The sequence below is a fragment of the Microbacterium testaceum genome, from assembly GCF_006539145.1.
In the GTDB taxonomy this organism is placed as follows: domain Bacteria; phylum Actinomycetota; class Actinomycetes; order Actinomycetales; family Microbacteriaceae; genus Microbacterium; species Microbacterium testaceum.
On the sequence record NZ_BJML01000011.1, the window covers coordinates 1 to 24,574 of the forward strand.

At 70.2% G+C, this 24,574-nt stretch carries 32 protein-coding genes and 2 tRNA genes; 33 read left to right on the plus strand and 1 reads right to left on the minus strand.

All coding sequences use genetic code 11. The features are described from left to right. Positions 1-100 precede the first annotated feature (100 nt). From MTE01_RS14235 to MTE01_RS14340, 21 genes are all read left to right on the plus strand, one after another. Entirely contained in the window at positions 101-925 is an 825-nt protein-coding gene (locus MTE01_RS14235) for a carbon-nitrogen hydrolase family protein (RefSeq protein WP_103209767.1), read from the plus strand. A gap of 387 nt (positions 926-1,312) precedes the next feature. Next, positions 1,313-2,821 (plus strand): recombinase family protein, encoded by a 1,509-nt coding sequence (locus tag MTE01_RS14240; RefSeq protein WP_170210715.1) that lies wholly within the window; start codon positions 1,313-1,315, stop codon positions 2,819-2,821. Between the two features lie 283 nt (positions 2,822-3,104). Beyond that, on the plus strand, positions 3,105-3,284 hold the full coding sequence (locus tag MTE01_RS14245) for a hypothetical protein (RefSeq protein ID WP_141378134.1): 180 nt from the start codon (positions 3,105-3,107) through the stop codon (positions 3,282-3,284). Between the two features lie 70 nt (positions 3,285-3,354). Further along, a complete protein-coding gene (locus MTE01_RS14250) occupies positions 3,355-3,747 on the plus strand; it encodes a hypothetical protein (RefSeq protein ID WP_141378135.1) in 393 nt (130 codons plus the stop codon). Positions 3,748-3,889: 142 nt separating this feature from the next. Next, complete coding sequence (locus tag MTE01_RS14255) at positions 3,890-4,192, plus strand: hypothetical protein (RefSeq protein ID WP_141378136.1); 303 nt, start codon at positions 3,890-3,892, stop codon at positions 4,190-4,192. A 300-nt stretch (positions 4,193-4,492) separates the two neighbouring features. Next, on the plus strand, positions 4,493-4,900 hold the full coding sequence (locus tag MTE01_RS14260; protein WP_141378137.1) for a hypothetical protein: 408 nt from the start codon (positions 4,493-4,495) through the stop codon (positions 4,898-4,900). After that, the gene (locus tag MTE01_RS14265) at positions 4,897-5,481 is read left to right on the plus strand and encodes a metallophosphoesterase (protein WP_141378138.1); all 585 of its coding nucleotides are present in this window, start codon (positions 4,897-4,899) and stop codon (positions 5,479-5,481) included. The genes MTE01_RS14260 and MTE01_RS14265 overlap by 4 nt, the downstream gene beginning before the upstream one ends. Further along, positions 5,478-5,774 carry a hypothetical protein gene (locus MTE01_RS14270; protein WP_141378139.1) on the plus strand — a complete coding sequence of 99 codons (297 nt, stop codon included), beginning with the start codon at positions 5,478-5,480 and terminating at the stop codon, positions 5,772-5,774. The genes MTE01_RS14265 and MTE01_RS14270 overlap by 4 nt, the downstream gene beginning before the upstream one ends. After that, positions 5,771-6,037: a hypothetical protein gene (locus MTE01_RS14275; protein ID WP_141378140.1), complete on the plus strand. Its 267-nt coding sequence runs from the start codon at positions 5,771-5,773 to the stop codon at positions 6,035-6,037. The genes MTE01_RS14270 and MTE01_RS14275 overlap by 4 nt, the downstream gene beginning before the upstream one ends. Before the next feature lie 152 nt (positions 6,038-6,189). After that, complete coding sequence (locus MTE01_RS14280; protein ID WP_141378141.1) at positions 6,190-6,597, plus strand: hypothetical protein; 408 nt, start codon at positions 6,190-6,192, stop codon at positions 6,595-6,597. Between the two features lie 3 nt (positions 6,598-6,600). Continuing rightward, complete coding sequence (locus MTE01_RS14285) at positions 6,601-6,837, plus strand: hypothetical protein (RefSeq protein WP_141378142.1); 237 nt, start codon at positions 6,601-6,603, stop codon at positions 6,835-6,837. A 90-nt stretch (positions 6,838-6,927) separates the two neighbouring features. Further along, positions 6,928-7,305 carry a hypothetical protein gene (locus MTE01_RS14290; protein WP_141378143.1) on the plus strand — a complete coding sequence of 126 codons (378 nt, stop codon included), beginning with the start codon at positions 6,928-6,930 and terminating at the stop codon, positions 7,303-7,305. Then, entirely contained in the window at positions 7,302-8,141 is an 840-nt protein-coding gene (locus MTE01_RS14295) for a CHAD domain-containing protein (protein WP_141378144.1), read from the plus strand. Before MTE01_RS14290 ends, MTE01_RS14295 begins: the two co-directional genes overlap by 4 nt. Positions 8,142-8,343: 202 nt before the next feature. After that, a tRNA-Gln gene (locus MTE01_RS14300) sits at positions 8,344-8,415 on the plus strand. A gap of 66 nt (positions 8,416-8,481) precedes the next feature. After that, a tRNA-Trp gene (locus MTE01_RS14305) sits at positions 8,482-8,554 on the plus strand. Between the two features lie 685 nt (positions 8,555-9,239). Continuing rightward, positions 9,240-9,641, plus strand: a complete 402-nt coding sequence (locus MTE01_RS17445) for a P27 family phage terminase small subunit (RefSeq protein WP_170210716.1) — start codon at positions 9,240-9,242, stop codon at positions 9,639-9,641. Between the two features lie 15 nt (positions 9,642-9,656). Next, complete coding sequence (locus MTE01_RS14320; RefSeq protein ID WP_141378147.1) at positions 9,657-11,450, plus strand: terminase large subunit domain-containing protein; 1,794 nt, start codon at positions 9,657-9,659, stop codon at positions 11,448-11,450. 8 nt (positions 11,451-11,458) lie between these two features. Next, positions 11,459-12,154: a hypothetical protein gene (locus MTE01_RS14325; RefSeq protein WP_141378148.1), complete on the plus strand. Its 696-nt coding sequence runs from the start codon at positions 11,459-11,461 to the stop codon at positions 12,152-12,154. Further along, positions 12,151-13,122, plus strand: coding sequence for a hypothetical protein (locus MTE01_RS14330; RefSeq protein ID WP_141378149.1), 972 nt, complete (start codon positions 12,151-12,153; stop codon positions 13,120-13,122). The genes MTE01_RS14325 and MTE01_RS14330 overlap by 4 nt, the downstream gene beginning before the upstream one ends. Positions 13,123-13,133: 11 nt before the next feature. After that, positions 13,134-13,457: a hypothetical protein gene (locus MTE01_RS14335; protein WP_141378150.1), complete on the plus strand. Its 324-nt coding sequence runs from the start codon at positions 13,134-13,136 to the stop codon at positions 13,455-13,457. Beyond that, positions 13,457-15,283, plus strand: coding sequence for a phage head spike fiber domain-containing protein (locus MTE01_RS14340; RefSeq protein WP_141378151.1), 1,827 nt, complete (start codon positions 13,457-13,459; stop codon positions 15,281-15,283). The genes MTE01_RS14335 and MTE01_RS14340 overlap by 1 nt, the downstream gene beginning before the upstream one ends. On the opposite strand, the gene MTE01_RS14345 is transcribed toward MTE01_RS14340, so the two are convergent. Beyond that, on the minus strand, positions 15,280-15,498 hold the full coding sequence (locus MTE01_RS14345) for a hypothetical protein (protein WP_141378152.1): 219 nt from the start codon (positions 15,496-15,498) through the stop codon (positions 15,280-15,282). The genes MTE01_RS14340 and MTE01_RS14345 overlap by 4 nt on opposite strands. Positions 15,499-15,583: 85 nt before the next feature. On the opposite strand from MTE01_RS14345, the gene MTE01_RS14350 reads away from it, so the two are divergent. The 12 genes from MTE01_RS14350 to MTE01_RS14405 all read left to right on the plus strand — a co-directional run bounded on the left by MTE01_RS14350 (position 15,584) and on the right by MTE01_RS14405 (position 24,570). Beyond that, positions 15,584-16,975: a phage portal protein gene (locus MTE01_RS14350; RefSeq protein WP_141378153.1), complete on the plus strand. Its 1,392-nt coding sequence runs from the start codon at positions 15,584-15,586 to the stop codon at positions 16,973-16,975. Then, a complete protein-coding gene (locus tag MTE01_RS14355) occupies positions 16,975-17,799 on the plus strand; it encodes a VG15 protein (RefSeq protein WP_141378154.1) in 825 nt (274 codons plus the stop codon). The genes MTE01_RS14350 and MTE01_RS14355 overlap by 1 nt, the downstream gene beginning before the upstream one ends. A gap of 102 nt (positions 17,800-17,901) precedes the next feature. Beyond that, a complete protein-coding gene (locus MTE01_RS14360; RefSeq protein ID WP_141378155.1) occupies positions 17,902-18,417 on the plus strand; it encodes a hypothetical protein in 516 nt (171 codons plus the stop codon). A gap of 56 nt (positions 18,418-18,473) precedes the next feature. Continuing rightward, positions 18,474-19,436 (plus strand): major capsid protein, encoded by a 963-nt coding sequence (locus MTE01_RS14365; protein ID WP_141378156.1) that lies wholly within the window; start codon positions 18,474-18,476, stop codon positions 19,434-19,436. A 74-nt stretch (positions 19,437-19,510) separates the two neighbouring features. Next, positions 19,511-19,984, plus strand: coding sequence for a hypothetical protein (locus MTE01_RS14370; RefSeq protein ID WP_141378157.1), 474 nt, complete (start codon positions 19,511-19,513; stop codon positions 19,982-19,984). Beyond that, complete coding sequence (locus MTE01_RS14375) at positions 19,984-20,322, plus strand: hypothetical protein (protein WP_141378158.1); 339 nt, start codon at positions 19,984-19,986, stop codon at positions 20,320-20,322. Before MTE01_RS14370 ends, MTE01_RS14375 begins: the two co-directional genes overlap by 1 nt. An 8-nt stretch (positions 20,323-20,330) precedes the next feature. Then, a complete protein-coding gene (locus tag MTE01_RS14380) occupies positions 20,331-20,618 on the plus strand; it encodes a hypothetical protein (RefSeq protein ID WP_141378159.1) in 288 nt (95 codons plus the stop codon). Further along, entirely contained in the window at positions 20,615-21,022 is a 408-nt protein-coding gene (locus tag MTE01_RS14385; RefSeq protein WP_141378160.1) for a hypothetical protein, read from the plus strand. The genes MTE01_RS14380 and MTE01_RS14385 overlap by 4 nt, the downstream gene beginning before the upstream one ends. Positions 21,023-21,033: 11 nt before the next feature. Further along, positions 21,034-21,594 carry a phage tail tube protein gene (locus MTE01_RS14390; RefSeq protein ID WP_141378161.1) on the plus strand — a complete coding sequence of 187 codons (561 nt, stop codon included), beginning with the start codon at positions 21,034-21,036 and terminating at the stop codon, positions 21,592-21,594. A gap of 97 nt (positions 21,595-21,691) precedes the next feature. Then, positions 21,692-21,958 carry a hypothetical protein gene (locus MTE01_RS14395; protein WP_141378162.1) on the plus strand — a complete coding sequence of 89 codons (267 nt, stop codon included), beginning with the start codon at positions 21,692-21,694 and terminating at the stop codon, positions 21,956-21,958. 44 nt (positions 21,959-22,002) lie between these two features. After that, positions 22,003-22,305 carry a hypothetical protein gene (locus MTE01_RS14400; protein ID WP_141378163.1) on the plus strand — a complete coding sequence of 101 codons (303 nt, stop codon included), beginning with the start codon at positions 22,003-22,005 and terminating at the stop codon, positions 22,303-22,305. 9 nt (positions 22,306-22,314) lie between these two features. Then, positions 22,315-24,570 (plus strand): phage tail protein, encoded by a 2,256-nt coding sequence (locus MTE01_RS14405; protein WP_141378164.1) that lies wholly within the window; start codon positions 22,315-22,317, stop codon positions 24,568-24,570. Positions 24,571-24,574: the final 4 nt, after the last annotated feature.

Sequence of the window (24,574 nt, forward strand, 5' to 3'; positions counted from 1 at the left end):
CCCCAGCCCTGTCGCAGCCCAGCCTCAGCCCCAGCCCCCCAGCCCTGTCGCAGCCCTACCCCAGCCCCAGCCAGAGCCCCAGCCCTGCCAGACTGTTCCCGTGACCGTCCGCATCGCCACCGTCCAGGCCGAAGCAACCCCCGGCGCCGTCGAGCTCAACATCGCGCGTGCCGCGCAGCTCGTCGCCGAGAGCGCCGAAGCCGGAGCAGAACTCCTCCTCTTCCCCGAGGCCTTCCTGACCGGCTACGACGAGGCCACCTTCGGCGGCACGCTGCCGAACCTCGATGACCTCACCTGGCTCGCTCCCCTGCAGGAAGCCGTCGACGAGACCGGCGTCATCGCCGTGGTGAACACGGCGCTCGACGATGGCCACCGTCGAACGCTGACCGACGTCCTGCTGGCTCCGGGCGCGCTGCCCCTCCCCGCGTACGCGAAGCAGCACCTCCACGCCCCCGAGCGCACCATCTTCGTCTCCGGCGCGCGGGGATACTCGTTCCGCATCCGCGATGTCGAGTTCGCACTGTCGGTCTGTTACGACGCGAACTTCCCCGAGCACGCCGCCGCTGCGTCGGAGGCGGGAGCTACCGTCTACCTCAACAGCGGCGCCTACTTCCCCGGCGGCGAGCGACGTCGAGACCTCCACCTCGCCGCGCGCGCTCTCGACAACGGCATCTACGTCGTCTACAGCGGCCTGATCGGCGCCCCGAGCGACTTCATCGGCGGCTCGGCCGTCTTCGACCCCCTGGGGCGCCGCGTCGCGTCGGTCGACGAGCGCGAGGGGCTGGCCATCGCCGATATCGATCCCGCCCTCGTGGAGGACGTCCGCCGAGATCAGCGGATGTGGACGGACCGCCGAGAAGATCTGGGCGACTTCGAGCGGTCCGGCGACCTCACGGGACGCACCGCGCGAGCGACCGGCGCCTGACCCGCCCCGCACCGGTCACGGGACGCGACGTGGGAACGACCAGCGTCCCGACCGCCCGCACCGCGAACGGGCCCTGCCACACATGCAATCGCGTCCGAACCGCCGCGCGCTCCCCAGCGACTGACGGCATCGCCCGCACGTCATGCGCGCTCCGCCCGGGCCACCGACCGGCGGCGCTGCACCGCCCGAAGACACCGCCGCGCGCTGCCGAGACCAGCGGAGTTCCTTCGACGTCCTCACGGGAACACGCGAAAGCCCCCCATCCCGAAGGACGAGGGGCTTTCGCGGCGAAAACCGCTGCGGATCAACGACCGCCGAAGTTCTTAGATGACCACTAAGAGCGTTACTCCCGTAGGCACCCTCCCCGCCCCAGGCGGTCTCCTCTCCATGACCGCCGCCACGCCCCTCCGCGCCGTCCTCTACGTGCGCCTCTCCAAGGAGTCCGCGCGCTCCACCTCGATCACCGGCCAGACCGACGACCTCTCCGTCATCGCCGAGCGCGCGGGCTGGGACGTCGTCGCCACGTTCACCGACAACGGCAAATCGGGAGGCAAGGAGCGGGAGAACGCCCAAGCGGCCTACGACCTGTGGGCCCGCGGGGATGCCGACATTCTGGCGGTCTACGCCTACGACCGATGGAGCCGCATGGGCATCAAGACCCTCGCCGCCCTCATCGACGTCGTCGACGCTCGAGCGAAGACCCCGCACCCCGCAACGTTCATCGCCGCCCGCGAGGGTATCGAGTCCACTCAAGCCGACTGGCAGCTCCGCGCGGCGTTCGCGGCCGACATGGCGAAGCGCGAGCGCGACCTCGTCTCGAGCCGCCAGACCGCCGCACGCGGGCGTATGCGGCAGCAGGGCCGCAACGCGGGCCACGGCGTTCCCCCGTTCGGTTACCGGACCGGCCCTCACCCGACGCTTCCCGTCGGCCGTGGCCTCCACGTCATCCCCGAGGAGGCCGACGTCGTGCGCGAACTCGCCGAGCGCCTCATCGCCGGGGAGTCCACCGTGAAGCTCGCCGACGAACTCAACGCGCGCGGCGTGGCGAAGGCCCGCTCGGCGGCGCGTGTGGCTCGCCTGGCGGGGATGCCCGACGAGGGCCTCGATCGCGGCGCGTGGAACGGCTCCCGCGTCCGGGCGACGATGACCTCCGACCACCTCCTCGGCCGCGTCTCCCACAACGGCGCCCCCGTCTACGGCGACGACGGGCAGCCCCTCGCCCCCTTCGAGGCGATCCTCTCCCTCGAGACGATGCTCGCGCTTCGCGACCGCTTCGACGCTAACCGTCGCGGCGAGGTGAAGCGGCGGGCCTCGGGCCTCCTGTCCAAGCTGGCCTATTGCTCGGGCTGTGACCGCCCGCTCTACCCGCGGCGGACCTCCGTGACGGAGCGCAACCCGGAGGGGCACGTCAACTACGGATGCTCCGCGGCCTCGAGCGGCGTGACGTGCCCTCGCAAGACCTATATCTCCGCACGCAAGCTCGACGGGGAGGTTGTGGCGCGCTACCTGGCCGCGCGCGGCGATGCCCCGGAGACGCGCTACGAGCGCCGTGTAGACGATCAGGGGGCGGGCGCCGAGCTCGCGGACGTGGAGGCCCGTCTCAAGGAGCTAGCGGGGCGTCTGGCGGCGGCCGACGACGAGGAGGAGGCCGATGGCCTGACGGCGGCCATGCTCTCCCTCAAGGCCCGCCGGCGCTCCCTCCGCAGCGTCACCCCGACCGTCGTCGAGGACGTCGTCTACACGGGCCGCACCTACCGCGAGGCCTGGGACGCGGCCCGGGACGACGACGAGCGGCGGCGCATGCTCCTCCGCGTCATGGATCACATCGTCGTCAACCCCGTGGGCTCGCCGGAGCGCGTCACGATCCGCTGGAACGACTTCCCCGGGGCCGTCTGAGGGGCGCCGGGGTGGACGGAGGGCCTCTCGCGCACACCTTCCGACGCGAATGTCGGAGCGCTGAGTTAGCATCGGAGGGCCACGGGGGGCAGCGCCGGGGGCGAGAGTGACGGAATGACGTATCTAAACGTCATTCCCCATTCCTCTACTTAGTGTGTGTGCTCCTCAAGCAAGTAATAGGAAATGACGTAAGTTCCGTCATTCCGTCACACCTCGACCGGGCATCCCCGCCCGCCGAGGCGGTCTCCTCTCCGACCCCTAACAGACCGACGAGAGGCAGCCGATGGCAGCACCCACCCCGTCCGACTTGATCGAGAGCGCTCGCGCGCAGCCGGTCCCTTCCCCATCCCGCACGAACCTCCTCCTCGAGGCCATCGCCGTCGCGCTCGCCACGCCGACGACGCGCGCTCGAGCGTCCACTCAGTCACGCAAGCCGGAAGACGCCACCAAGCCCGATGCCTAACCTGCAAATCGAACGCACCGCCCGCCTCCACGTCATGCACCTCCGCCGCGCAGCGGAAGAGGGATGCTCCGTGTCCAACCTCTCCCCCGACGCGCACGTCCTCGGCCCGCTCGTCAAGGCCCACGCGAAGGCCACGGCCGACCTCCTCGAGTATTACCTCGACGCGGAGGGCGGCGTCGACGGCGTCATCGCCACGCGCAACTTCCTCATCCTGGCCGCCTCGACCCTCCTCGAATGCGAGTTCGACGAGCACGATGACCACGACACGCCGGAAGAAGTCAAACTCGTCGAGGCCAATATCCAGGCCCCCGCGATCCCCGTGGAGGCAGGCTTCGGCGAGACCGAAATGCGCCACGCGACGCAGCGCGTGAAGGCCACGGAGCCGCCCCTCATCACGGACGTCCCCGACTTCCCCCGGCCCGCTCCGGCGCCCGGTTCGCGCCGCGCTCGGCGCACCGCGTAACGCTGCCGACGGAGGCTAGGCCCGGGCGAGACCCTCTCTCCCCGGGCCCTCCTTTTGTCCCACTCGCGCATAACTTCTTGCGCGCCCATCCTCGCGCGCATAGACTGGCGCGACCCCAACCTTCCCCGATTGGATCAATCCAATGTCGCTCCTTCTCGAGCCCAAAATCTCCCCCGCCGGCCCCGTGCGCTACTCGCGCGGAGCGACGATCATCGTCCCCGCCGCCGACGAGGACGACGACCTCCTCCGCGAGCCGTCGTCGATCTTCGCCAAGCTGGACGCCATCGCCGAGGGCCGCCACCTTCCCCGCCCGGTGCCCACGCGCCTCGTCTTCGTGACCGAGTCGGACGAGCCGCTCCTCCCCGGCGTGACCCCGGCCCCTCGCCACGCGACGCGCCTGTCCTTCCTCGCCCGCCTCCGCCACGCGCTGACGTGGAAAGGCTGACCGCCCACTCCCGAGCGTCCCGCGAACGCGAGCACTCCCGCTCGCTTCTCCTGGCCCACCTCCTCGAGAACGACCCCGCCCTCCCGGGCTGGGCGTCTCGTGTCCTCGCCCGTTCGCGCGAGGTCGGCCTCGATCGCGCGCTCGACGAGCACGCCCGCCCCGTCCCGATGACCGCCCTTAGGAGGGCCGCATGATCCTCTACCTCTTCGGCGGCTTCTACGCCGTCGCGACGTTCGCCGTCGTCGTCCTCCTCATCCTCGCCCCCGTCGGCCTCAGCCGTCTCCGAAAGGTGCCCCGCCCGTGACCGCCTCCGCCTCCGGCCCCGCCTGGCCCGTGCCCGAACTCATCGGCGCGGGAGTCCCGGTGTGGCTCTCCTACCTCATTCCCATCGGGGGCCTCCTCGCCGCCGTCGTCATCGCTGCATTCCTCGCCTACTGCATCCACGCGGGCACGCGAGCGCTCCCCCGTCACGAGGCCGCCCTCGAGGTCATGGAGCGCCTCGACCCGTCTCTCCTGGCGGCCTTCGGCGTCACCGACGTCTATCGCCGCCGCTACATCGACGTCAAGCGCCTCGCGGCGCTCAAGCCCCTCCTCGACAACGAGGACACCGTCCGCCGTGACGACGAGCGCCTCGAGGCCGCACGTCAGCGCGTGGCCGATGCCCGCGCCGTCGAGACCGCCAAGCCCCGGAAGAAGGCCCGCGAGTGACCGTCCACTACACCTCCGACCTCCACATCGGGCACGCCCGCGTCGCCGCCATCCGCGGCTACGCCGACACCGACGCCCACGACGACGCCCTCGCCGACTCCTGGCGCGCCACCGTCCGCAAGGACGACGTCGTCTACGTCCTCGGCGACATCGCGGTCTCGGGCTGGCCCTACGCCCTCGCCTTCCTCGCTGCCCTCCCTGGGCGCAAGCACCTCGTCGCGGGCAACCACGACCCCGTGCACCCGATGCACCGCCGCACGTTCACGCGGAGCATGGGGCGCTTCCTCGAGGTCTTCGAGACGGTCTCGCCCTTCGTGCGCCGTCGCGTCGCCGGGCACGAGGTCTTCCTCTCGCACTTCCCCTACCTCGAGTGGGGCGACGGACCTGACCGCCCGGCTCGCCCTCAGTACGATCAATACCGGCTCCCCGACCTCGGCAAGCCGCTCCTCCACGGCCACACGCACGGGACCGAGCGCGAGCACGGGCACTCTCTGCATGTCGGCCTGGACGCCTGGGATGGGCAGCTCGTGCCGGAGGCCCGCGTCGTCGAGTGGCTCGGCTCGCTGGGAGGCACCGCGTGAACGTCTCCGGCATCCTCCTCTTCGCGTTCCTCGCGTCGATCCCCGCCACGGTCTACCTCTCGCCGGCATCCTGGCGCGAGCGGCTTACGAGCGCCCTCCGCCGTCCCCGTTTCCGGCGCGACCCGTTCCCGGGAACGTCGACGGAGGGGCTCCGCCGTGCGCTCGAGCGTGAGCGCCGTGACGCGGTCCGCGATGAGGGCCTCGGATACGTCCACCTCGCCGCCTCCGCGCGCGCGAGCGCCAAGCGCTACGAGCGGGCCCTCCGCCTCCGCGGCGAGGAGGTGCCGTCGTGACGTCCCTCACCCTCCGGGCCGCCCCTGCCTCTGCCCCGGGGCGCGCGGTCACTGTCGTCACCTCGAGCGACCGTGCATCCCTCATCGTCGGGGGCGAGGTGACCGTAGAAGCGCACGCGGGGCGGAGCCGCGACCTCGACGCGATCGTCGCCGCGTGGCAGGACGCGGGGCCGGTGCCCTCCGCTCACGCGCGCGCGAAGTATCGCCTCCGGCGCTCCTGGCCTACGCTCGCCAACGCCCTTGATCGGGCCGCTTCCACCTGACCCGGCCCTCCCGAACGGGGCCCCGGTTAGACTCTTCCTAACGCGGCCGGGCGCCCTTGTGAGCCCCTCCCTACAACCGCATCCCCACGGGTAGGGAGGGGCTCTCTGCTAACCGAGTTGCGCTCAAATGTGTGCGCGAGTAGAGTCGTCATATGACCTCCCAGCGCATCGAGACCACCGTCGTCGTCAACACCCCCGCGGGCCGCGAGACGATCACCCGCACGGGCACCCTCACCGGGGAGGTCTCGGAGCAGGGCATGCATCGCGTCCAGTACGACGCCGACGGCTTCGGCGGCATGGGGTGGCTCAAGCCCGGCGACTTCCGTACCCTCGTGACGCCCGAGCAAATCGCTCTCGTCGTCGACGACGTCCGCAAGTCCTACGAGGAGTTCACGGAGCGCGAGGCCATTGCGCACGTCCTCGACACCCTCCGCCTCCCCGAGGAGCCCGGGTGCCCCGGGTGCTTCCCTATCGAGGAAGACGCCGAGAACCCCGACGAGTTGACCGCCGCCTACCGCGCGGTCCTCGAGAACCGTGAAGCCCTCCTCGCCACCCTCTGAGCCATGGCCCCCGACGTCGACCGCTACACGCGGAACAACATCATTGCCCTCTCGGTATTCGCCGACCGAGGCTCCGACGAGTTCAACGGGGTCGATAGCCGCACCCTTCACGCCCTCGCCCGTCGGGGCCTGGTGTGGCTCGAGTGCGTAGACCCGTGGGCCAAGCACAAGCGCTACCGCGGCGGGCTGACCGACGCCGGGCGTCGAGCGCTGAATGCGTTGGGCGACTCCGCACCCTGACCCCACCAACGTCGAAAGGCCCCCTCCTCACGGAAGGGGCCTTTTTCGTTTCCTCTGGGCAGCGCGCCCGCCGCTGGCGGTCTCCTCTGCATGACCGCTACGCAGCCCTCCAACACCGGGACGCCCACGCTCCCGCCCCCTCCCGCTCCTCCCGTCGATGGCGTCGGCTCCGGCGGCAGCGCCGACGACGGCAAGCCCGCGCCGAAGCCGGGCTCCATGGCCTCCGAGCCGCTGGACGTCCTCCTCGCGAAGTGGCGCGGCCCGTACTCCTGGACCGACGAGGAGAGCACCCTCGAGGGCTACCTCGAGCACTCCGCGCGCCGGGACATCGCCGACATCGTCGACGCCTACCGCGCCGGGGGCTTCGGCTACGCCGCCGCCCTCAAGGCCCTCGACGACGCCCGGGCGCTCCTGCCCGCCGCTCCCGCGCCGATCCCGGCGGAGGACGCCCTTGAGGAGGCCGCGTGACCCGCGCCTACGTCAGCGTCGTCCACGGCTACGGAGGCGACTACGTCAGCGCGGAGCGCGCCGCTCTCACAGCCTTCGGGAGGGCCTACCCCGACCAGGACTACAGCATCACGCGCGTCAACTCGACGCTCGCCATGGCCTTCGGGCGCGGATGGAACCTCCGCGACGTCGACCGCGCCATGGAGGACGCCCTCGACGCGCACCGCGCCAAGGAGCGACGAGAGCGAGACAGCCTCGAGCGCCTCGAGCGGATCAAGGCCGCCCGAAAGCAAGCCCGCCGCCTCCTCGCTTCCGACCTCAACTCCCCGCACGGCCGCACCCCGGCCATCGACTTCGACCGAAAGGAACCCGACATGGGCCCGACCTACACCCTCCACTCCTACGCCCCCGCCGACCGCTTCATGCGCGACCTCCTCCGCGAGGTGGCCCCCGCCGCCTTCCCGTCGACCGCCAAGAAGGGCGCCAAGGTCAAGCTCACGCACAAGACCGTCGGCCTCGTTCTCGAGTTCACCGTCGGCAACGTGACGCGGGATGCCTACTCCGGCGGCATCACGCACATCGCCGTGGAGGGCAACGGTGCGCTCAAGTACGCCGCTTCGGAGTACCGCTTCGTCCTCGTCCAGCCCGCCCCCGAGCCGCTGCCGACGAAGGTCGGCGTCTACGTCCGCGAGGAGACCGTCCCGCGCTACAACCGCGGCGAGGCCACCGACCTCTTCACGCTCCTCCCGGGCGGCAAGTGGACGCAGCGCTACGGCGCCGGCACCCTGGCGACCCGGACGGCCGAAGAGGTACAGGCCATCACGGGGCCCCGCAAGCTCGTCCGCCTCACGGCATGATCGGCCACGCCGAGCGTAAGGGCGACGCCCGCATCGCCTTCGTCGTGAACCCCGCGGGCGAGGCCTTCGAGCTCCGCGTCGCCTGGGCCACGACCTTCTACGTCGTGGGCACCTAGGCGGTCTTCTATGTAGAGGGACTTCTCCTCTATTCCCCCGGCGACCGGGCGCGCATCTACAGAATCGCGGCCCGGCCCGGGGGCCTTCTCTCGTCGTTTAATGGCAAGACGCCGGGCTTTGGACCCGGATAGTCGAGGTTCGAGTCCTCGCGAGAGAGCATGGCTCGTGAGCCCGCCCCCGGACGAGGGCACCTTACGAGAGCCGCCTCTTGCGAGAGGCGCACGGGGATATAGCTCAATCGGTAGAGCGTCGGTCTCCAAAACCGAATGTCAAGGTTCGAGTCCTTGTGTCCGCCGCGAGGCCCGTTACTCCCTGCCTTCCATAGCGGGGCCGGTAACGGGCCCTTTCACTTCCCACCCCACTCACGTTCGATGCCCCATCCGCAGGTGTCCGTGAGCCGACCCCCTCTCGCCAGCAGGCCACCCCCCTTCCTGCATATGGCCGGAGGGGGTCTTTGTCGTGCCCTGCCGAGGGGCCGCCCCCGTGCGGAACCTACCCCCGGAGGTGCGCCCCCCTATGCCATGGGATACGAGCGACCGTAAGGCCGAGCTTCCTGCCGACTGGGCAGCACGACGCATGCGCGTCCTTCGTCGCGATCACTACCGCTGTCGCGCCCGCTACTCAGATGGCCGACGATGCGAGGCGCCTGCCAATCAGGTCGACCACATCACGCCGGGCAGCGACCACGACGAGGACAACCTCGAGGCGCTGTGTCGGTGGCACCACGCGCGCAAGTCATCGGCCGAAGGCCATGCAGCGCGTCGACCGCGACCGCGACAGGCCCGTGATTCTGAGCCACACCCCGGTCTCCGCTGACCTCTCGAGGGGCGGCGTCCCGGCGAGGCGCGGGGTGGGGGGTGACTCCCCCCTACCCCCTCTCGCGAAGCCCGGGGAGGCATAGCGTCTCCCTGTCGCTACGTATGGCTCCCCGTTTTCAGCCGTTCCGCCCAAGCCCGCATTGACCCACGAAAGGGGCGAATTGTGGCGAATACCCCGCAATTCCGCGCCCGCTCAACATGGTCGGCGCCCGCTAAGCGAACTTTCCGCGACATTGTCGACGCTCACCCGTCGCTCGAAAAGGCGAAGCTAAGCGCCCTTTACGGCGCATGCGACCTCCTTTCTGACGCCGACAAGATGCAAGCCCGGATCGACGCGGACGGCCTCATGGTCGCCGGTTCGATGGGCCAACAGGTCGCTCACCCGCTCATCGCCGAGGTCCGCCAGTACCGGCGCGCCGCGCTCGACGCGATCAAAGCCCTCGGCCTCGACGGACGCTCCGGCGCCTCGGCCGCTGGCGCCGCCCTCGTGGCGAAGCGCTGGGCCTCACGCCCCGCCGTCGGCAACGTCACCCCACTCCGCGCCGGAGGCCCGGCCCCGTTCTAGCTCGAGGAGGGCGCAATGTCGCGCATCGACCTCCTCGAGCCCTTCCCCGAAGCTGAGCCGACCATCGGTCACGCCGTCGTCGGCTGGATCGAGTCGACGCTCTGGCGTCCCGACGGCGTCCAGGAGCTCCTCACGCTCACCGCCGAGCAACGCAACTTCATCCTCCACTTCTACGCCGTCGAGATTGCGTCCCGCACGCCGCTCGGCCGCGTCGTCTGGCGCTTCAAGTGCCGCCGTGGCGTCCTCCGCCGCGCGAAGGGCTGGGGCAAGTCGCCCTTCCTCGGCGCCATCGCGCTCGCGGAGCTGTGTGGCCCCGTCCTGCCCGTCGACATCGACGAGGACGGCCACCCCTTCGCCGAGCCGCACCCTATGCCGTGGGTCGTCATCGCTGGCGTCTCCGAGACGCAGACGAAGAACACGACCGACGCCGTCCGCGCGATGGCGGGCAATCCCGACTTCGTCGATGCCTACGGCGTCGACATCGGTATGACCCGCATTCTCACGCCGGCCGGGGGCAAGCTCGTCGCCGTCACGGCCTCCGCGTCGACCGCCGAGGGCGGGCGCTACACGTTCGCCATCATGGACGAGACGCACCACTGGACCGCGAGCAACCGCGGCCACGACCTCGCCGACGTCATCCGACGCAACCTCGGCAAGGTCGACGGGCGCTCGATCGAGACGACGAACGCTCACGAGCCCGGCCGCGACTCGACCGCCGAGAAGTCTTACCTCGCCTTCCTGGCAATCCTCGAGGGCCGCTCGATCGCCGACGGCATCCTCTACGACTCCCGCCAGGCTCCCGACGACGTGAACATCGCCGACCGCGATGCCGTCGAGGCCGCCCTCAGGGTCGCCTACGGCGATTCCCATTGGGTGAACCTCGACCGCATCCTCCGCGAGTTCTACGACCCCGACCTCCCGCCGGAGCAAGCCCGGCGCTTCTACCTCAATCAGATCGTCGCCGCCGCCGACTCGTGGGTCTCCCCCGCTGAGTGGCACGGCAACCGCGCTGAGGAGGCGCCCCCTCTCAAGCTGTCCTTCCAGGCGCGGACCGAATACGTCCTCACCGAGAAGGGGAAGCGCCGCGAGAAGGAGGCGGCAGATAAGCATGAGCGCTTCATGGTCGAGGAGGGAGACGAGCGCCCGGTCACCCATCCCGCAATAGACGGCGACGAGGTCACCCTCGGCTTCGACGGCTCCCTTACTGACGACTCGACCGCCCTCGTCGCGGTCCGCGTCGACGACGGCGCCCCGTTCCTTCTCGCCATCTGGGAGAAGCCCGAAGGGCCGTCCGGGCAAGGCTGGGCCGTCCCGAAGGAGGAGGTCCGTGAGGCCGTTGCGTGGGCATTTGGTCACCTCAACGTCGTCGCGTTCTTCTCCGACGTCGCCTATTGGGAGACGGACGTCGACGCCTGGCGCGACGAGTACAACGAGCGCCTCCTCGTGAAGGCTACCTCGCGGCACGCCGTCGGCTGGGACATGCGCGGTCACCAAATGGACACCACGCGCGCCGTCGAGGCGCTCCACCGCAACATCACGGACCGGGAACTCCCCTGGCGCTCGCATGAGCTCGTCGCGGGCTCGTCCAAGGGCCTCGCCGCCCACGAGATTCTCACCCGTCACGTCCTCAACGCTCGCCGCCGGCCGAACCGCTGGGGCGTCGCCTTCGGCAAGGAGACCCGCGAGTCGCCCAAGAAGGTCGACGCGCTAGCCGCCCTCGTCCTGGCCCGTCTCGCCCGCACTCGCGTCCTCGGCGAGGGCGCTCTCAAGAAGAAGCGCCGTGCCCCTGGACGCCTCATCGGCTTCTAGGAGGCCCCATGCCTGACGTCACCGTCGGCCACGTCATCGGCCGCTTCCTCGACAAGTACGACTCGCCAATCCGCGGCGAGGTGCGCTTCTCGCGCGTCATCGCGTCGACTCAGGGAGCGCCCGCATTCCGGGCGCCCATCACGCGCCAGGACGTCGCGCTCGTCGACGGCAAGGTCACCGCGACCCTCGCCCTCGGCGTCTACGACGTCGCCTTCTCCTTCGTGCGCGCGTCGCACCCGTCGTTCCGCATCGAGGTCACCTCGGCGCACACGACCGACGCTCCCCTCGACCTAGTCGTCGAGGCGCCGATCGAGGAGAAGCCGGGCGAGGTCTTCATCGTCAACGAGCGCGTTTGGCGCGAGGCAACCGAGGCCGCCGCTCGCTCCGTGCGAGCCGCGACCGACGCGGGCCTCGCCGCCGCCGACGCTCGCGCGTATCAGGCCTCCGCGTGGAACGCCCGGAACGAGGCATCGACCGCGGCGCAGCTCGCGACCGGCGCGCGCGACTCCGTGCGAGCCGACGCCGACCGTGCCTCCCAGGCAGCCGCCGAGGTGGCCGCCATCGCGGGCGAGCTCCACGACGCGACCTTCCGAATCTCGCTCCACCCGACCAACCCGGGCCTCGCGGTCGTCGACTTCGCTGACTTCCTCCGCGACCCCGTTATCCCATTCGCCATCCGCATTCCTCTAGGGGGAGCCGCATGACCACCCAAGGCATCCTGCCCCTTCTCGACCCTGTCACGGGCCGCTTCCCCGACGAGCACACCCCCGCCGCCGCTCTCGCCGCCGTCACGGCCGCGGAGAGCGCACGGGATGCCTCCCGCGCCGCCCGCGACGCCGCCAAGGCCTCCGCCGACACGGCCGCCGATCGCGCGACCGCAGCGGGGACCGCCGTGTCGGACGCGCGCACCGCTGCCAACGACGCCAAGGCCGAGCGCCAGAACGCCTCCGTTTCCGCGGGCGCTGCCCTGGACCGCGCGACCGCCGCGGATGCTTCGGCCTCAGCCGCTCAGGGCTCCGCGAGCAACGCCGCCACGTCGGCAACGACCGCGGGCGCTGCCAAGACCGCCGCCGAGACGGCCGCCACTTCGGCGACCGCCTCCAAGACCGCCGCCGCCGCGTCCGCATCCGCGGCCGACACCGCGCGCATCGCCGCGGAGACCGCGCGATCGGGCGCCGAGACGGCGAAGGCCGCCGCTGACGCCTCCAAGACCGCCGCCGCCACCTCGGCGACGAGCGCCGCCACGTCCGCGACCGCAGCGGGGACCGCGCAGACCGCCGCCGAGACCGCCAAGACCGCCGCCGAGGGTGCCCGCGACGAGACCATCGTCGTCGCCCCGGACCGCGAGGATTGGGCCGCGGGCGCGCGCACGCTGACGCAAGCGCAGACGCGATCGACCTACCTCAAGCGTCGCCTCACCGGGAACGTCACGCTCTCCGTCAACGCCGGGCTCGCCTCGAAGGCGTACTCGTGCACGCTCGAGCTGACGCAGGACACCACGGGCGGACGCACGCTCCTCCTCGCGAACGTCGCGACGCCCTACGGCATCCCTATCGCGCTCTCCTCGGCCGCCAATGCCGTCGACATCGTCCGCCTCGAGTGGAACGGCGCCCGCTGGGCTGCCTACCTCGGCGGCACGCAGCTCGCCATTCCCTCCACCTGGATCGTCTGAGAGGCGCCGCTATGACCGACTCCCCTGAGACCCGCCGCGACGAGACCCTCGCCGCGATCCTCGAGGCAGGCGGAGTGCTCCTCGCCGAGCCGACCCCGCTGGCCGACCCCGCTGCCCCGCACGACGTCGTCGCCTACCGCATCACGGCGGGCGCCCCGGACCTCGCCGTCCGTGCCGCTCTCCGCGACGTGCGCACCGCGACGCAGACGGCCACCGCCGGCCTCATCGACTGGACCCCCGCCCCGCTCCCCGAGCCCGAGCCCGAACCCTCCGAGACGCCGATCTTCGACGGCGTCGGAGCCGCGCCGGAGGAGCCCACCGCCGAGGAGGCGTAATGCGTTCCGACCTCGCTGACGTCCGTCTCGCTCCCGTCGAGAACCTCGCAATCAACCCCAGCTTCGAGCGCGTCGTCGCTGGTTCGACGATCGTTCGCCGGAACCTCGCGCCCAACCCGACCGTCGCCGACGGGACCGGATGGTCCGCTATCGGCGGGGGCACCGGAGTCAGCTACGAGGGGGCGATCGTCGATACGGGCGGCCCGACCCCGACGCTCCCCCGCTTCTATCGCACGACGAAGACGCGCCTACAGACATCGGGCTCATCTTGGCTCCGCGTCCAGTACAGCGTGCCCATGGCCGTAGTCGCGGGCCGCACCTATACCTTCTCCGCCTACGGGCGCCTCAACACCCTTGAGGCCCGTGACGCGGTCATCATTGCCATCTGGCGCAACTCGTCCGCCGTGACGATTCTCGAGTCCGCAAGCCGTGCCGTGGCCGTGCCCGTCGGCGCCGGATGGTTTCGATACTCCGTCACTGCAGTTGCCCCCGCGGGGGCTGCCGGAGCGGCGATGCACCTCGGGATTACTAGCGGATCGGCCGTCGGCGAGTCGGTCGACGCAACGGGCCTTCTGATCGAGGAACGCCCCGGCCTCCTGCCTTTCTTCTGGGGCGGCGCGCAGAACGACCGCGGCATCGCCTACGCCTGGGAGGGCACCGCGAACGCCTCGGCATCCGTCGCCCGCGCGGCGGTCGTGGAGGTCATGCGGAACTACCACCGCAACCCGGGCGCGCGTAACCCCTCCGCGGGCAACGTCGACTTCTCCATGTGGACCGGCAACCTCCCCAACGCCTGTACCGTGACCCCCTCTGCGGACGCCGCATGGTCCGTGAGCGGCAAGGCCTTTCAGGTCACCTGGACGGATACGACCTACCCCGACACCGGAGATATCGCCGTCGTCCTGACGCAGGCCACGCCCGACACCGTTTGGACGGCTGAGTGGGACCTCGTCGCTTCCCGCACCGGCAACATGTCTCCCCCCGGGCTGTACTCCAATCCGGGGACGTGGACGACGATTGCGCGTTCCACGAGCGGGCAGACGCCGATCACCGCCAACGTCCCTCAGCGGCGTTGGGTGACGTTCACCGCTGACGCCGCCGCACTTGCGAGCGGCCTTCGTGTAACAAACGGCCTCTACGGCAAGGTTCCCGGCGACACGCTGCAAATCTCCAACGTCGTCATCTACCCCGGCGCGAAGCGAGATACCGCCTACTTCGACGGGTTCACTTCCCCCGACGCCGACCTCACCCCCGCATGGCTGGGCGCAGAAAACGTGAGCGCGAGCGTCCTGTACGGGATGCGTCCGGGCGGGTCTCCCGCCCTGGCCGTTGCCCCGCACGTCGTGCATCGGGGCGGGAAACGGGCCGTGCGTCTACGGTCCGAGGTGGCTACCGGCGTGGTCTTCGATGGGGAGTTCGTCACAAACGGCTTCCAATTCGGGATGACCCCAGGACGGACAGTAACCATCCTCGCGAAAATGACCCTCGACGCGCCCCAGACGGGCACGCTGTCGACAAACGCGCGCCGCATCATCACCTACTGGTGGAACGGTTCGGCGCACATTGCGAGCGCGTCGGCCCAGGCCCCGAACGTGGCCGGGGAGCACCTCCTCCGCATGGTGTTCACCGTACCGGCGTCCGCGACCCAATCCTTCGTGCGACTCTTCGGCGGCGCCGTGACCCCCGGGGAGTACACGACGTGGGACGACTTCGCCGTCGTGGACGGCGTCTATACCGGCCCCTACGTCGATGGCGACCTCCCCGGCTGCCTCTGGCGCGGCACCCCCCACGCCTCCACGTCGGTCGGCTACCCCCGCCTCGCCTAGATCAGCCCCTCGGCCCGGTAGAACTCGACCCGCTCCTCAAACTCGACGCGGCGCGCTCGTTGATACGGCGTCCACAAGTCGGGGCGGTCGGTCACGTCGACGCCGTCGCGCTTGACCCGCTCCCAGGGCGGCTCACTTCGCGCGCGGAGGTAGATCAACTCCGTCTCAACGTCGACTCTCCCCGGCACCGATCCCGGGCGCGGATCACCGCCCATACCCGCGATCGTACTTCCTTCCCTCTGGCCCCGGCCGCTCGCTCACGCGGGTAGCCGGGGCCTTCCCATTCCCATCGGAGGCCCCGTGGACGTAACCGCCACCCTCGCCGAGGAACTCGACGGCAAGCTCGAGGCCGACCTCAAGCCCGACGGGCGTCTCGGCCTCACCAAGCGCTACCTCGAGGGAGCGCACGACGAGCCCTACATGCCTCGCGGCGCCAAAGCGGAGTTCAAGCACCTCGCCAAGCGCGCCGTGACGAATTGGCTCCCCCTCGTCCCCGACACCTTCGCCAAAGACCTCTTCGTCGAGGGCTACCGAGCGCCCAAGGCGCCCGAGGATGATCCCGCCTGGAAGCGCTGGCAGGAGAACGGGCTCGACGCCCGCCAGACAATCGCCCACCGCGGCGCGCTCGAATACGGCACGAGCTACGTCCTCGTCCTCAAGGCGAAGGACCGGCCGTCCTCGGCCTTCATCCGGCCCCTCTCTCCCCTCCGCTCCGCCGCGTGGTACGCCGACGAGGATGACGAGTTCCCGCAAGTCGCCATCCGCCGCCTCGGCAAGACCCCGGACGGCAAGGGCCGTCTCCTCGAGGTCTACGAGGGCGGGCGCATGGTCCCCTTCACGGTCCGCGACGGCGTCTACACGGCGGGCGAGGAGCAGCTCACCGGTTTCGATCACGTCCCCTTCGTCCGCTTCCGCGACCGGCTCGACGGCGCGAGCGTCGGCCTCGTCCGCCCGCTCATCCCGCTCCAAGACCGCGTCAACGAGACCGTCTTCTCGACGCTCATCGCCATGCAGTACGCCTCATTCCGGCAGCGCTGGGCGACAGGCCTCGCGATCCCCGTCGACGAAGACCCCGATTCCCCCACCTTCGGCGAGCCGCTCGAGACGTTCGAGTCCGCGGTCAATCGTCTGTGGGTCTCCGACTCGAGTGATGCCCGCTTCGGCGACTTCGCGCAGACGGAACTCTCGGGCCACCACGAGGCCTACAAGTCGACGGTCCGCACGCTGGCCGCCCTCGGGCAGATCAGCCCGGACGTCCTCATGGGAGAGCTCATCAACGTCTCGGGCGACGCCCTGACCAACATGCAGCACGCCACGCGCCGCAAGCGCTCGGAGCTCGAGACCCTCTTCGGCGAGTCCTGGGAGTCCGTCTTCCGCCTCGCTGCCATCGCCTCCGGCTCCACCATCCCGGGCGAGGAGGCTCAAGTTCGCTGGCGCGATGCCGGCGGCGAGAACCTCGCGGCCACCGTCGACGCTCTCGGCAAGATGGCGCAGATGCTCGGCGTCCCTCAGGAAGCCCTCTGGGAGCGCGTGCCCGGCGTCACCGACACCGACCTCAAGCGCTGGAAGGAGCTGGCGAAGCCCGACGCGCTCGACGCGCTCACGGCCGAAATCAACCGCCAGGCCGCTAGCGCCGAAGCCCAACTCGCCGCCGCCTCCGCCGGAAGCCCGCCGACCATCGCCGAGGCCTAATGGCCGTCGACTATGACGCGCTCGCTCGAGCGCACATGGCGAAGCAAGTGACGGACGCCGCGAAGATTCAAGCCGCCATGGTCCGCCTGTGGGACGAGACGATCGACCCCGCGGACCTCACACGCTCCTTCGCGCTCTTCCGCGAGCGAGCGCTCCCGCTCATCGAATCGGGACGCTCGATCAGTAAGGGCGAGGCGCAACGGTACTTCGAGGCCATCCACGGCGTGAGCGGCCTGAGTGGCGACCTCGCCGACGTCTACGAGAAGGGGTGGAGCCCGCGCTACGCGCGCTCCTCCCTCTCCTATGTCGCGGGTAATCCGTTGGCTCGAGCGGAGGCGATCCGCCGGGCTGGCGGCGACCCGACCGCGGAGCTTCTCAAGGCGCGCGAGGCCGTCCTCGGCTCGGCGAAGCGGCACGTCCTCAACGCCGGCCGCGAGCGAGTCATCGGGCTCACGAAGACGACCGGCTACGGCCGGTGGGCTCGAGTAAGCGACGGCGCCCCGTGCGCGTTTTGCCTCATGCTCGTCGGCCGCGGGCCGGTCTACACGATCGACACCGCCTCATTCCGTTCGCATGACCGTTGCGGATGCTCCGCCCGCCCCGTCCTTGCGACGGAGAGCGGATGGAGCGAGCAGGCCCGCCAGGCGCGGGCGCTCTACCGCGAGGGCAACGGCCTCGTCGGCCTTCGTCAGATTCTCGCCGAGCGAGATGCCGAGGAGCCGACGCCCGCTCCCGTCGTGCCGATCCGCCGCCTCGAGCCGACTGAGGTGGACCCGGCACTCGCCCTCATCCTGGCCCGCCTCGTTCGAGCACGGGCCGCCTAGCCCCCAATCCGAAGGCGTCGACGCATCCCCGCGTCGGGGCCTTTTCCATGCGCGCGCCTCGGGAGGTCCGAGGGCGCAACCCGTCCCAGGAGGACGCATCACATGACCGACGACAACAAGACGCAGACGCCCCCGTGGGGCGAGGTCGAGAACTTCGACGCCGAGAAGGCATGGACTCTCATCCTCAACCTCCGCAAGGACGTCGAGGCGCTCAAGACGGACAAGGCCGACCTCACGACGGAGCGAGACGCTCTCGTCGCCGAGAAGGAAGCCGCCGCGACCGCGGGCCAGACCGAAGCCGAGAAGGCCGAGGCCGCCGCCACGAAGACCGCGAACGACCTGGCCGCAGCCCGCAAGGAGCTGTGGATCGAGCGAGCCCTCCGTCAGCACAACGTGCCCGAGCACCTCGTCGAGTTCCTCACGGGCGACGACGAGGCGGCCATCGCCTCCCGCGCCGCGAAGCTCGCCGGTCTCCCGGCCCCGAAGGAAGAGCCCGCCGCGAAGGAAGAGCCCGCGGCCAAGCCCGCCGGCCGCCCTCAGGCAGCCCTCACCCCCGGCCACGGCGGGGACGAGAACGTCTTCGACCCCGACGCCATCGTCGCGGCCAACTTCGGCTGACCCCGGACCTCCCCACCCCCACCTACTAGCGCCTACGGGCGCGGAACGGAGCCCTCATGGCCCACACCTTCGATTACGACGCCGCTCAGGTCGCCGTCGTTACCGCCAAATTCGTCGAGCAAGACTCCTTCCTCTCGGCGCTCGTCTCGCGCAACTACCAAGACGAGTTCTCCGCCCCCGGTACGGCCAACCGCCCGGTCAAGATCAAGTACCCCACCACCCTCTTCGCCCGCGAGCGCGAAATCGACGACGTCACGAGCAACATCCAGCTCGACGAAATCAAGGAGGCGGGCACCACGATCAACCTCGACAAGAAGATGGTCTACTCGGCTGTCCCGCTGTCGGAGGGTGACCTCAACCTCAAGCTCACGGACTTCTCCGCTCAGGTGCTCAAGCCGCAGACCGCGGCCATCGCCGACGACATCGAGCACCGCGTCGCCTCGAAGCTCCTGGCCGTGCCCGCGCCCACGGGCTTCACCGCGACCTACGACCCGCTCAACCCCGTCGCGTACTTCACCAAGCTCCGCAAGCACCTCCGCGACAACGGCGTCCCCCAGGCGGGCATTCAGCTCGTCGTGGGCACCGGCATCTACGCCGACCTCCTGGACACCAAGGCGATCGTCGACGCGAGCCAAAGCGGCTCGACCGCGGCGCTCCGTGACGGCCAGGTCGGCAAGGTCCGCGGCTTCACCGTCGTCGAGTCGACCCGCGTGGCGGATTACGAGGTGCTTGCGTTCCACAAGGACGCCGTCACCCTCGTCACCCGTGCCCCCGCCGTGCCCCAGGGCGCGACCTTCGGCGCTTCGGTCTCGGAGGGCGGCTACTCCATGCGCTACCTCCGCGACTACGACGCGATGAAGACCGTGGACCGCTCCATCGTCGCGACCTTCGTCGGCGTGGGCATCCTGCCGACCTTCAAGATCACCCGCGACCGCACGGCGCGGACCGCGGCCATCACGCCCATCGAAAACGGCGGCGTCGTCCACATCGCCAACGTGACGCAGAAGGCCACGGCGTAACCCTCTCCCCTCCTAGCCCGGGAGTCACTCACCTCGAGCGGCTCCCGGGCTTCCCCATTCCCGAAGGGAGACGCATGACCACCCGCCCCCTCCCCCCTCCCCTCTCCTCTCTCGAGACGCGGCTCGGCCTCGAGGCCGACACCCTCGAAGGCGCCGAACGCGACCGCGCGGAGGAAGCCCTCGAGGACGCCGTCACGCTTGTCCTCGCCGAGGTCTCCGAGCGCACGGCCGATCGCTGGGCTTCGAGTGCTCCTCGCGTCGTCGAGCTCGTCGTCCTGACGGCCGCCCGACGCGGCTACGAGAACCCCCGCGGCATCGCTCAAGAGACCCTCGGCGAGCACACGGTCGGCCTTACGGAGTCGACCGGCGTCTACCTCACGGCGCGCGAGGTCATGCAGGTCCGCCGCGCAGCGACCGGGCGAGCGGGCTTCACCGGCTCCGTTCGCACGCCCACGGCCTACGGCACGCCGGTCTACCCGGCGACGCTCTACGTGCCCGTCAGCGATAGCCGACCCATCCCCTTCCTCAGCGCCTCCGAGGTGCTCTAGTGCTCGCCGGGCAAGCGGGCACCGCGGCCACGCGCCTCCGCCCCGGCCGCGCCACCGACTCCTACGGCGACGACGTCGAGTCGTGGGATGCGCCGGAGCGCAAGCGCATCCCGCGCGCGCAGCTCCAACGCGGCCCGTCGACGGAGACCGAGGGCGAGCGCCACCTCCTCGAGGACGAAGCCCTCCTCCTCATCATCGGCGCCTTCCCCCTGACCGAGGCCGACCGTGTCGAGGCCGACGGCGCTGTCTGGCGCGTCGACGGTACGCCCCGCGTTCGCCGCTCCCTGGCGACCGGCTCGCACGTCGCCGCGCGTCTCAAGCGCCTCACGACCCTATAGGAGGTCCGATGCCACCCCGCGTAAAGCTCGACTCCGCCGGGATGCTGGCGATGCTCAACTCCGCTGGCGTCCGCAAGGCCGTCACAGCTAGCGCCAACTCCGCCGCTGCCTCCCTCGTCGGCATCGAAGCCCACGATGGCCCCGTCGAGGTCATCGTCGACGAGTACCAGACCGACCGCCCCGTCGCGGGTATCACGCTCGCGCATGCGGGCGGCATCGGGCTCGAGGGCGAGTACGGCTACCTCACTGAGGCGGCCACGGGCGCCGGGCTCCAAGTAGGACGGCGGGCCGTATGACCGCGCCCGTCATCGTCTTCGCCGACGCGCAGCTCGCGACCCGCGACCTTCTCCGCACGCTTCTCGCGCCGCATCGGCCGGATGCCACGGTCTCCACGCGCAACGCGCCGACCGACGACAACGGCAGCCCGCGGCCGTGGGTCCGCGTGCGAGCGGGCACCCCCCAGCGCACGAGCCGCGTCTCCGCGTCGGCGACCGTCCGCCTCACCGTCTACGCCTCCGACGAGGGGGCCGCGCTCTCGCTGGCCGCCCTCGTCGAGGGCCTCCTCCTTGCCGAAGCGACGAGCGATCGACTCCTCGGCTTCGGCCCTATCGGGGGCCCGACCCCGGGCACCGACCCCGAGACGCGAGAACCGCTCGCGCTCGTCACCCTCGCGGCGCGACTTCGCCCGCGCCAACTCTGAAAGGCAACCTCATGGCAGGCAACGCCGCGAACACGAACCAATGGGCCGGCGCCGACGTCTTCATCGCGCCCGTCGGCACCGCAGGCCCCACCGACCTCACCTCCGCATGGCCCGCCGCCTGGAAGCCCGTGGGCCTCCTGGACGGCGAGGAGGGCTTCACCGAGGGCCGCGAAGAGGAGACCTCCGAGCGCTACGCCTGGGGCGGCATCCTCGTCCGCCGCTCCAAGAGCAAGCACAAGCGGACCATCCGCTTCGTCGCGCTCGAGGACAACGCCATCACGTTCGGCCTCATCAACCCCGGCTCCACGCGCAGCGTGACCGCGGGCGTCCGCAAGTCGACCGTGAAGGTGCCCGTCTCCGGCGTGCAATTCGCGATCGGCTTCGAGACCCGCGACGGCTCGCGCGTCAAGCGCCGCGTCATCCTCACCGCCGAGGTGCAGGAGGTCGCCGAAATCAAGGAGAGCGAGACCGAGCCTTCCGTCTTCGACGTGACCACCGTTCTCTTCCCCGCGGCCGACGGCACCCTCTACACCGACCTCGAGACCGATCCCGAGAAGACGACCACTTCCTAACCTCCCCCCTCGAGAGGGAGACGTCCGCGCGGGGCGTCTCCCTCTTTGCTCTCCCCTCACCCGCGCCCCCTGACTCTCACCGCGCATAGGAGACCCCATGACCACCAACGCCCCCATCGCTGCCGAGGCTCTCGCCGAGGCCATCCCCTTCGACTTCGAGTCGCTCGAGCTGTCGGTCAAGCCGTCCTCGGAGTGGAGCATCCGCTCGCTCGACCGTCTCGAGCGCGGCTACATCACGTCTTGGCTCGAGCTGGTGCTCCCCGAGAAGAGCTACGCCGCGATCCTCGACGCCGACCTCAAGCCCGAGGCGATCAGCCGCCTCGTCGTGGCCGTGCAGCGGGCCGCGGGCGTCCGGGGAAACTGACGCAGCTCGCCCGCTGGCTGAGTGACGCCGACGCGCGCGACGCCATGGAGGCGGACCTTCAACGCTTCCACGGCGTCGACCTCGGCGCCCTCTGGCGCGGCGAGCTGACGATCCGGCGGCTCTCCGTCCTCGTCTTTCACCTCCCTCCCGAGAGCGCGCTCAAGCGCCTCGGGATGCCCCCGTCGGCCGACGGATGGGACGTCAACTCGTTCCTCCTCGCCGACCTCTTCGCCGCCCTGACCGGCAAGACGCATCCCGGCCGCCCCGAGGCGCAATCCCGCGCCGAGCGCTACCGGAACCTCCGCACTCGCCTCGAGGCGCAGCGGGCCCGCCTCGATCCTTCCTAGGAGACGCCTATGTCGAATGTCGGCTACGCCACCCTCAACGTCATCCCGTCCGCCAAGGGCTTCGGCAAGACCCTCACCGGGCAAGTCAGCCCGGCGATGGCTTCCGCTGGCGCCGAGGGCGGCAACATCATCGGCTCGACGGTCGGCAAGATCGCGGGCCCGCTCCTGGCCGCCGCGGGCATCGCCTCCATGGGCCTCTTCGTCGCGGGGGCCGTGAAGCAAGCGGGCGCCCTTGAGCAGAGCATGGGCGCCATCGACACGGTCTTCAAGGGCTCCGCCGCGCAGATGCACGAGTGGAGCGCTTCCGCCTCCACGTCCGTCGGCCTCGCCAAGAACGACTACAACGAGCTCGCCGTCCTCATCGGATCGCAGCTCAAGAACGCCGGTACGCCGATGGACGAGCTGGCGGGCAAGACCAACGGTCTCGTCGCCGCGGGCGCCGATATGGCCTCCATGTTCGGCGGCACGACCAAGGAGGCCGTCGAGGCAATCTCCTCCGCCCTCAAGGGCGAGCGCGACCCGATCGAGCGCTACGGTGTCTCGCTCAACGAGGCGAAGATTCAAGCCAAGATGGCGGAAGACGCCATGAACGGCGTGACCTACGCCTCCGAGGAGCAGGCCAAGGCCGCCGCGACCCTCGCGCTCATCATGGCGCAGACGGGCGACGCGCAAGGCAACTTCGCGCGCGAGTCGCAGACCTACGAGGGCGTCATGCAGCGCCTCTCGGCGTCGTGGCAGAACGTCACCACGACCATCGGTCAAGGCTTCCTCCCCATCGCCACCGCCGGAGGCTCCGTCCTCCTCGGGATGATGCCGAGTATCCAAGGCGTCGCGGACAAGTTCGCGTCGCTCGCGCCGGCCATCCAAGGCGTCGTCGAGATTCTCCTCTACGGCAACTACGACGGTGGCCTCTTCGCGGCCTTCTCGGGGATCGCAGAGGACTCGCCCATCATCGGCTTCCTCTTCGACGTGCGCAACGGCGTTATCGACCTCTTCTCCGCCATCGCGGCGGGGAGCCCCGATGGCATCGCCGAGGTCTTCACCGGCCTAATCAACGGCGCCGCAGCCGCGCGAGACGGCCTCATCACCGCCGTCCTCGGAGCCCTGCCCGGCATCGTCTCGGCGATTCTCGCCATGGCGCCGTCGATCCTGCAAGCGGCCTTCACCAGCTTCTTCGGGCTCGTCCAAGGACTCATCACGGCTATCCCGCCGCTCCTCACCGCGCTCCTCGCCATGGTGCCCCAGGTCATCACGCTTCTCCTCGGCATGGTGCCCGTGCTCATCACGGCGGGCCTCACGCTCTTCATGGCCCTCGTGCAAGCCGTCATTCAGATCATCCCGCAGATCGCGACGGCGCTTATCACGATGCTCCCGCAGATCGCCACCACGCTCCTCGGGATGCTCCCGTCGATCATCGTGGCCGCCCTCGAGCTCTTCATGGGCCTCGTCCAAGCCGTCGTGCAGATGGTCCCCGTGCTCATCACGGCGGTCCTCGAGATTCTGCCCGTGCTCATCACGACGCTCCTTGGGATGCTGCCGACGATCATCGAGTCGGCGCTCACCCTCTTCCTCGGAGTGGTGACGGGCCTTCTCACGGCGATCCCGCAAGTCATCGTCGCGCTCCTGGGGATGCTGCCCCAACTCCTCTCGACCGTGATCGGGATGATCCCGCAGCTCATTCAGGCGGCCGTGCAGCTCTTCAAGGGCATCGTCTCGGCCATCCCCAAGGTGCTGCCCCTCATCATCGACGCGCTCATCACCATCGGCCCGCAGCTCGTTTCGACGCTCATCGACATGGTCCCGCTCCTCCTGCAAGCGGGCGTCGACCTGATCGGTGGCCTCATTGCGGGTCTCTGGGACGCGGCCGGGGGCGTCGTCGACGCGCTCCTCAGCATCGCCGGAAACGCCGTGGATGCCTTCAAAAGCTTCTTCGGCATCCACTCCCCCTCTCGCCTCTTCATGTCCTTCGGAGGCTTCATGGGCGAGGGCCTGGCGATCGGACTGGACAAGTCGGAGCGCCGCGTCACGAGCGCGGCCCTCGACATGGCGAACGCCGCCGCTGACGCGGTCTCCGGCGTCCGTCTCGTCATGGGCGCCGACGTCGCGGGCGCCGTGGTCGATGGCGGCCTCCAAGGGGCGCTTGACCGCAACACGGCCGCCACGGACCGCGCGCTCGTCCTCAACTACACGCAGAACGGCGGGCAGGGCTTCACGGAGGAGCAGGAACTCATCCGAGCCGCTCGCCGTCTCAAGTACGCCGCCTAGGAGG

What these genes read in the sequence shown, in the direction of transcription:
- MTE01_RS14360 (WP_141378155.1), top strand. Translation starts at nt 17,902, where the DNA reads ATGACCGACGACAACAAGACGCAGACGCCCCCGTGGGGCGAGGTCGAG.
- MTE01_RS14365 (WP_141378156.1), top strand. Translation starts at nt 18,474, where the DNA reads ATGGCCCACACCTTCGATTACGACGCCGCTCAGGTCGCCGTCGTTACC.
- MTE01_RS14320 (WP_141378147.1), top strand. Translation starts at nt 9,657, where the DNA reads ATGTCGCGCATCGACCTCCTCGAGCCCTTCCCCGAAGCTGAGCCGACC.
- MTE01_RS14385 (WP_141378160.1), top strand. Translation starts at nt 20,615, where the DNA reads ATGACCGCGCCCGTCATCGTCTTCGCCGACGCGCAGCTCGCGACCCGC.
- MTE01_RS14370 (WP_141378157.1), top strand. Translation starts at nt 19,511, where the DNA reads ATGACCACCCGCCCCCTCCCCCCTCCCCTCTCCTCTCTCGAGACGCGG.
- MTE01_RS14400 (WP_141378163.1), top strand. Translation starts at nt 22,003, where the DNA reads ATGGAGGCGGACCTTCAACGCTTCCACGGCGTCGACCTCGGCGCCCTC.
- MTE01_RS14340 (WP_141378151.1), top strand. Translation starts at nt 13,457, where the DNA reads ATGCGTTCCGACCTCGCTGACGTCCGTCTCGCTCCCGTCGAGAACCTC.
- MTE01_RS14335 (WP_141378150.1), top strand. Translation starts at nt 13,134, where the DNA reads ATGACCGACTCCCCTGAGACCCGCCGCGACGAGACCCTCGCCGCGATC.
- MTE01_RS14330 (WP_141378149.1), top strand. Translation starts at nt 12,151, where the DNA reads ATGACCACCCAAGGCATCCTGCCCCTTCTCGACCCTGTCACGGGCCGC.
- MTE01_RS14325 (WP_141378148.1), top strand. Translation starts at nt 11,459, where the DNA reads ATGCCTGACGTCACCGTCGGCCACGTCATCGGCCGCTTCCTCGACAAG.
- MTE01_RS14345 (WP_141378152.1), bottom strand. Translation starts at nt 15,498, where the DNA reads ATGGGCGGTGATCCGCGCCCGGGATCGGTGCCGGGGAGAGTCGACGTT.
- MTE01_RS14355 (WP_141378154.1), top strand. Translation starts at nt 16,975, where the DNA reads ATGGCCGTCGACTATGACGCGCTCGCTCGAGCGCACATGGCGAAGCAA.
- MTE01_RS14245 (WP_141378134.1), top strand. Translation starts at nt 3,105, where the DNA reads ATGGCAGCACCCACCCCGTCCGACTTGATCGAGAGCGCTCGCGCGCAG.
- MTE01_RS14255 (WP_141378136.1), top strand. Translation starts at nt 3,890, where the DNA reads ATGTCGCTCCTTCTCGAGCCCAAAATCTCCCCCGCCGGCCCCGTGCGC.
- MTE01_RS14290 (WP_141378143.1), top strand. Translation starts at nt 6,928, where the DNA reads ATGACCGCTACGCAGCCCTCCAACACCGGGACGCCCACGCTCCCGCCC.
- MTE01_RS14390 (WP_141378161.1), top strand. Translation starts at nt 21,034, where the DNA reads ATGGCAGGCAACGCCGCGAACACGAACCAATGGGCCGGCGCCGACGTC.
- MTE01_RS14405 (WP_141378164.1), top strand. Translation starts at nt 22,315, where the DNA reads ATGTCGAATGTCGGCTACGCCACCCTCAACGTCATCCCGTCCGCCAAG.
- MTE01_RS14280 (WP_141378141.1), top strand. Translation starts at nt 6,190, where the DNA reads ATGACCTCCCAGCGCATCGAGACCACCGTCGTCGTCAACACCCCCGCG.
- MTE01_RS14380 (WP_141378159.1), top strand. Translation starts at nt 20,331, where the DNA reads ATGCCACCCCGCGTAAAGCTCGACTCCGCCGGGATGCTGGCGATGCTC.
- MTE01_RS14395 (WP_141378162.1), top strand. Translation starts at nt 21,692, where the DNA reads ATGACCACCAACGCCCCCATCGCTGCCGAGGCTCTCGCCGAGGCCATC.
- MTE01_RS14240 (WP_170210715.1), top strand. Translation starts at nt 1,313, where the DNA reads ATGACCGCCGCCACGCCCCTCCGCGCCGTCCTCTACGTGCGCCTCTCC.
- MTE01_RS14285 (WP_141378142.1), top strand. Translation starts at nt 6,601, where the DNA reads ATGGCCCCCGACGTCGACCGCTACACGCGGAACAACATCATTGCCCTC.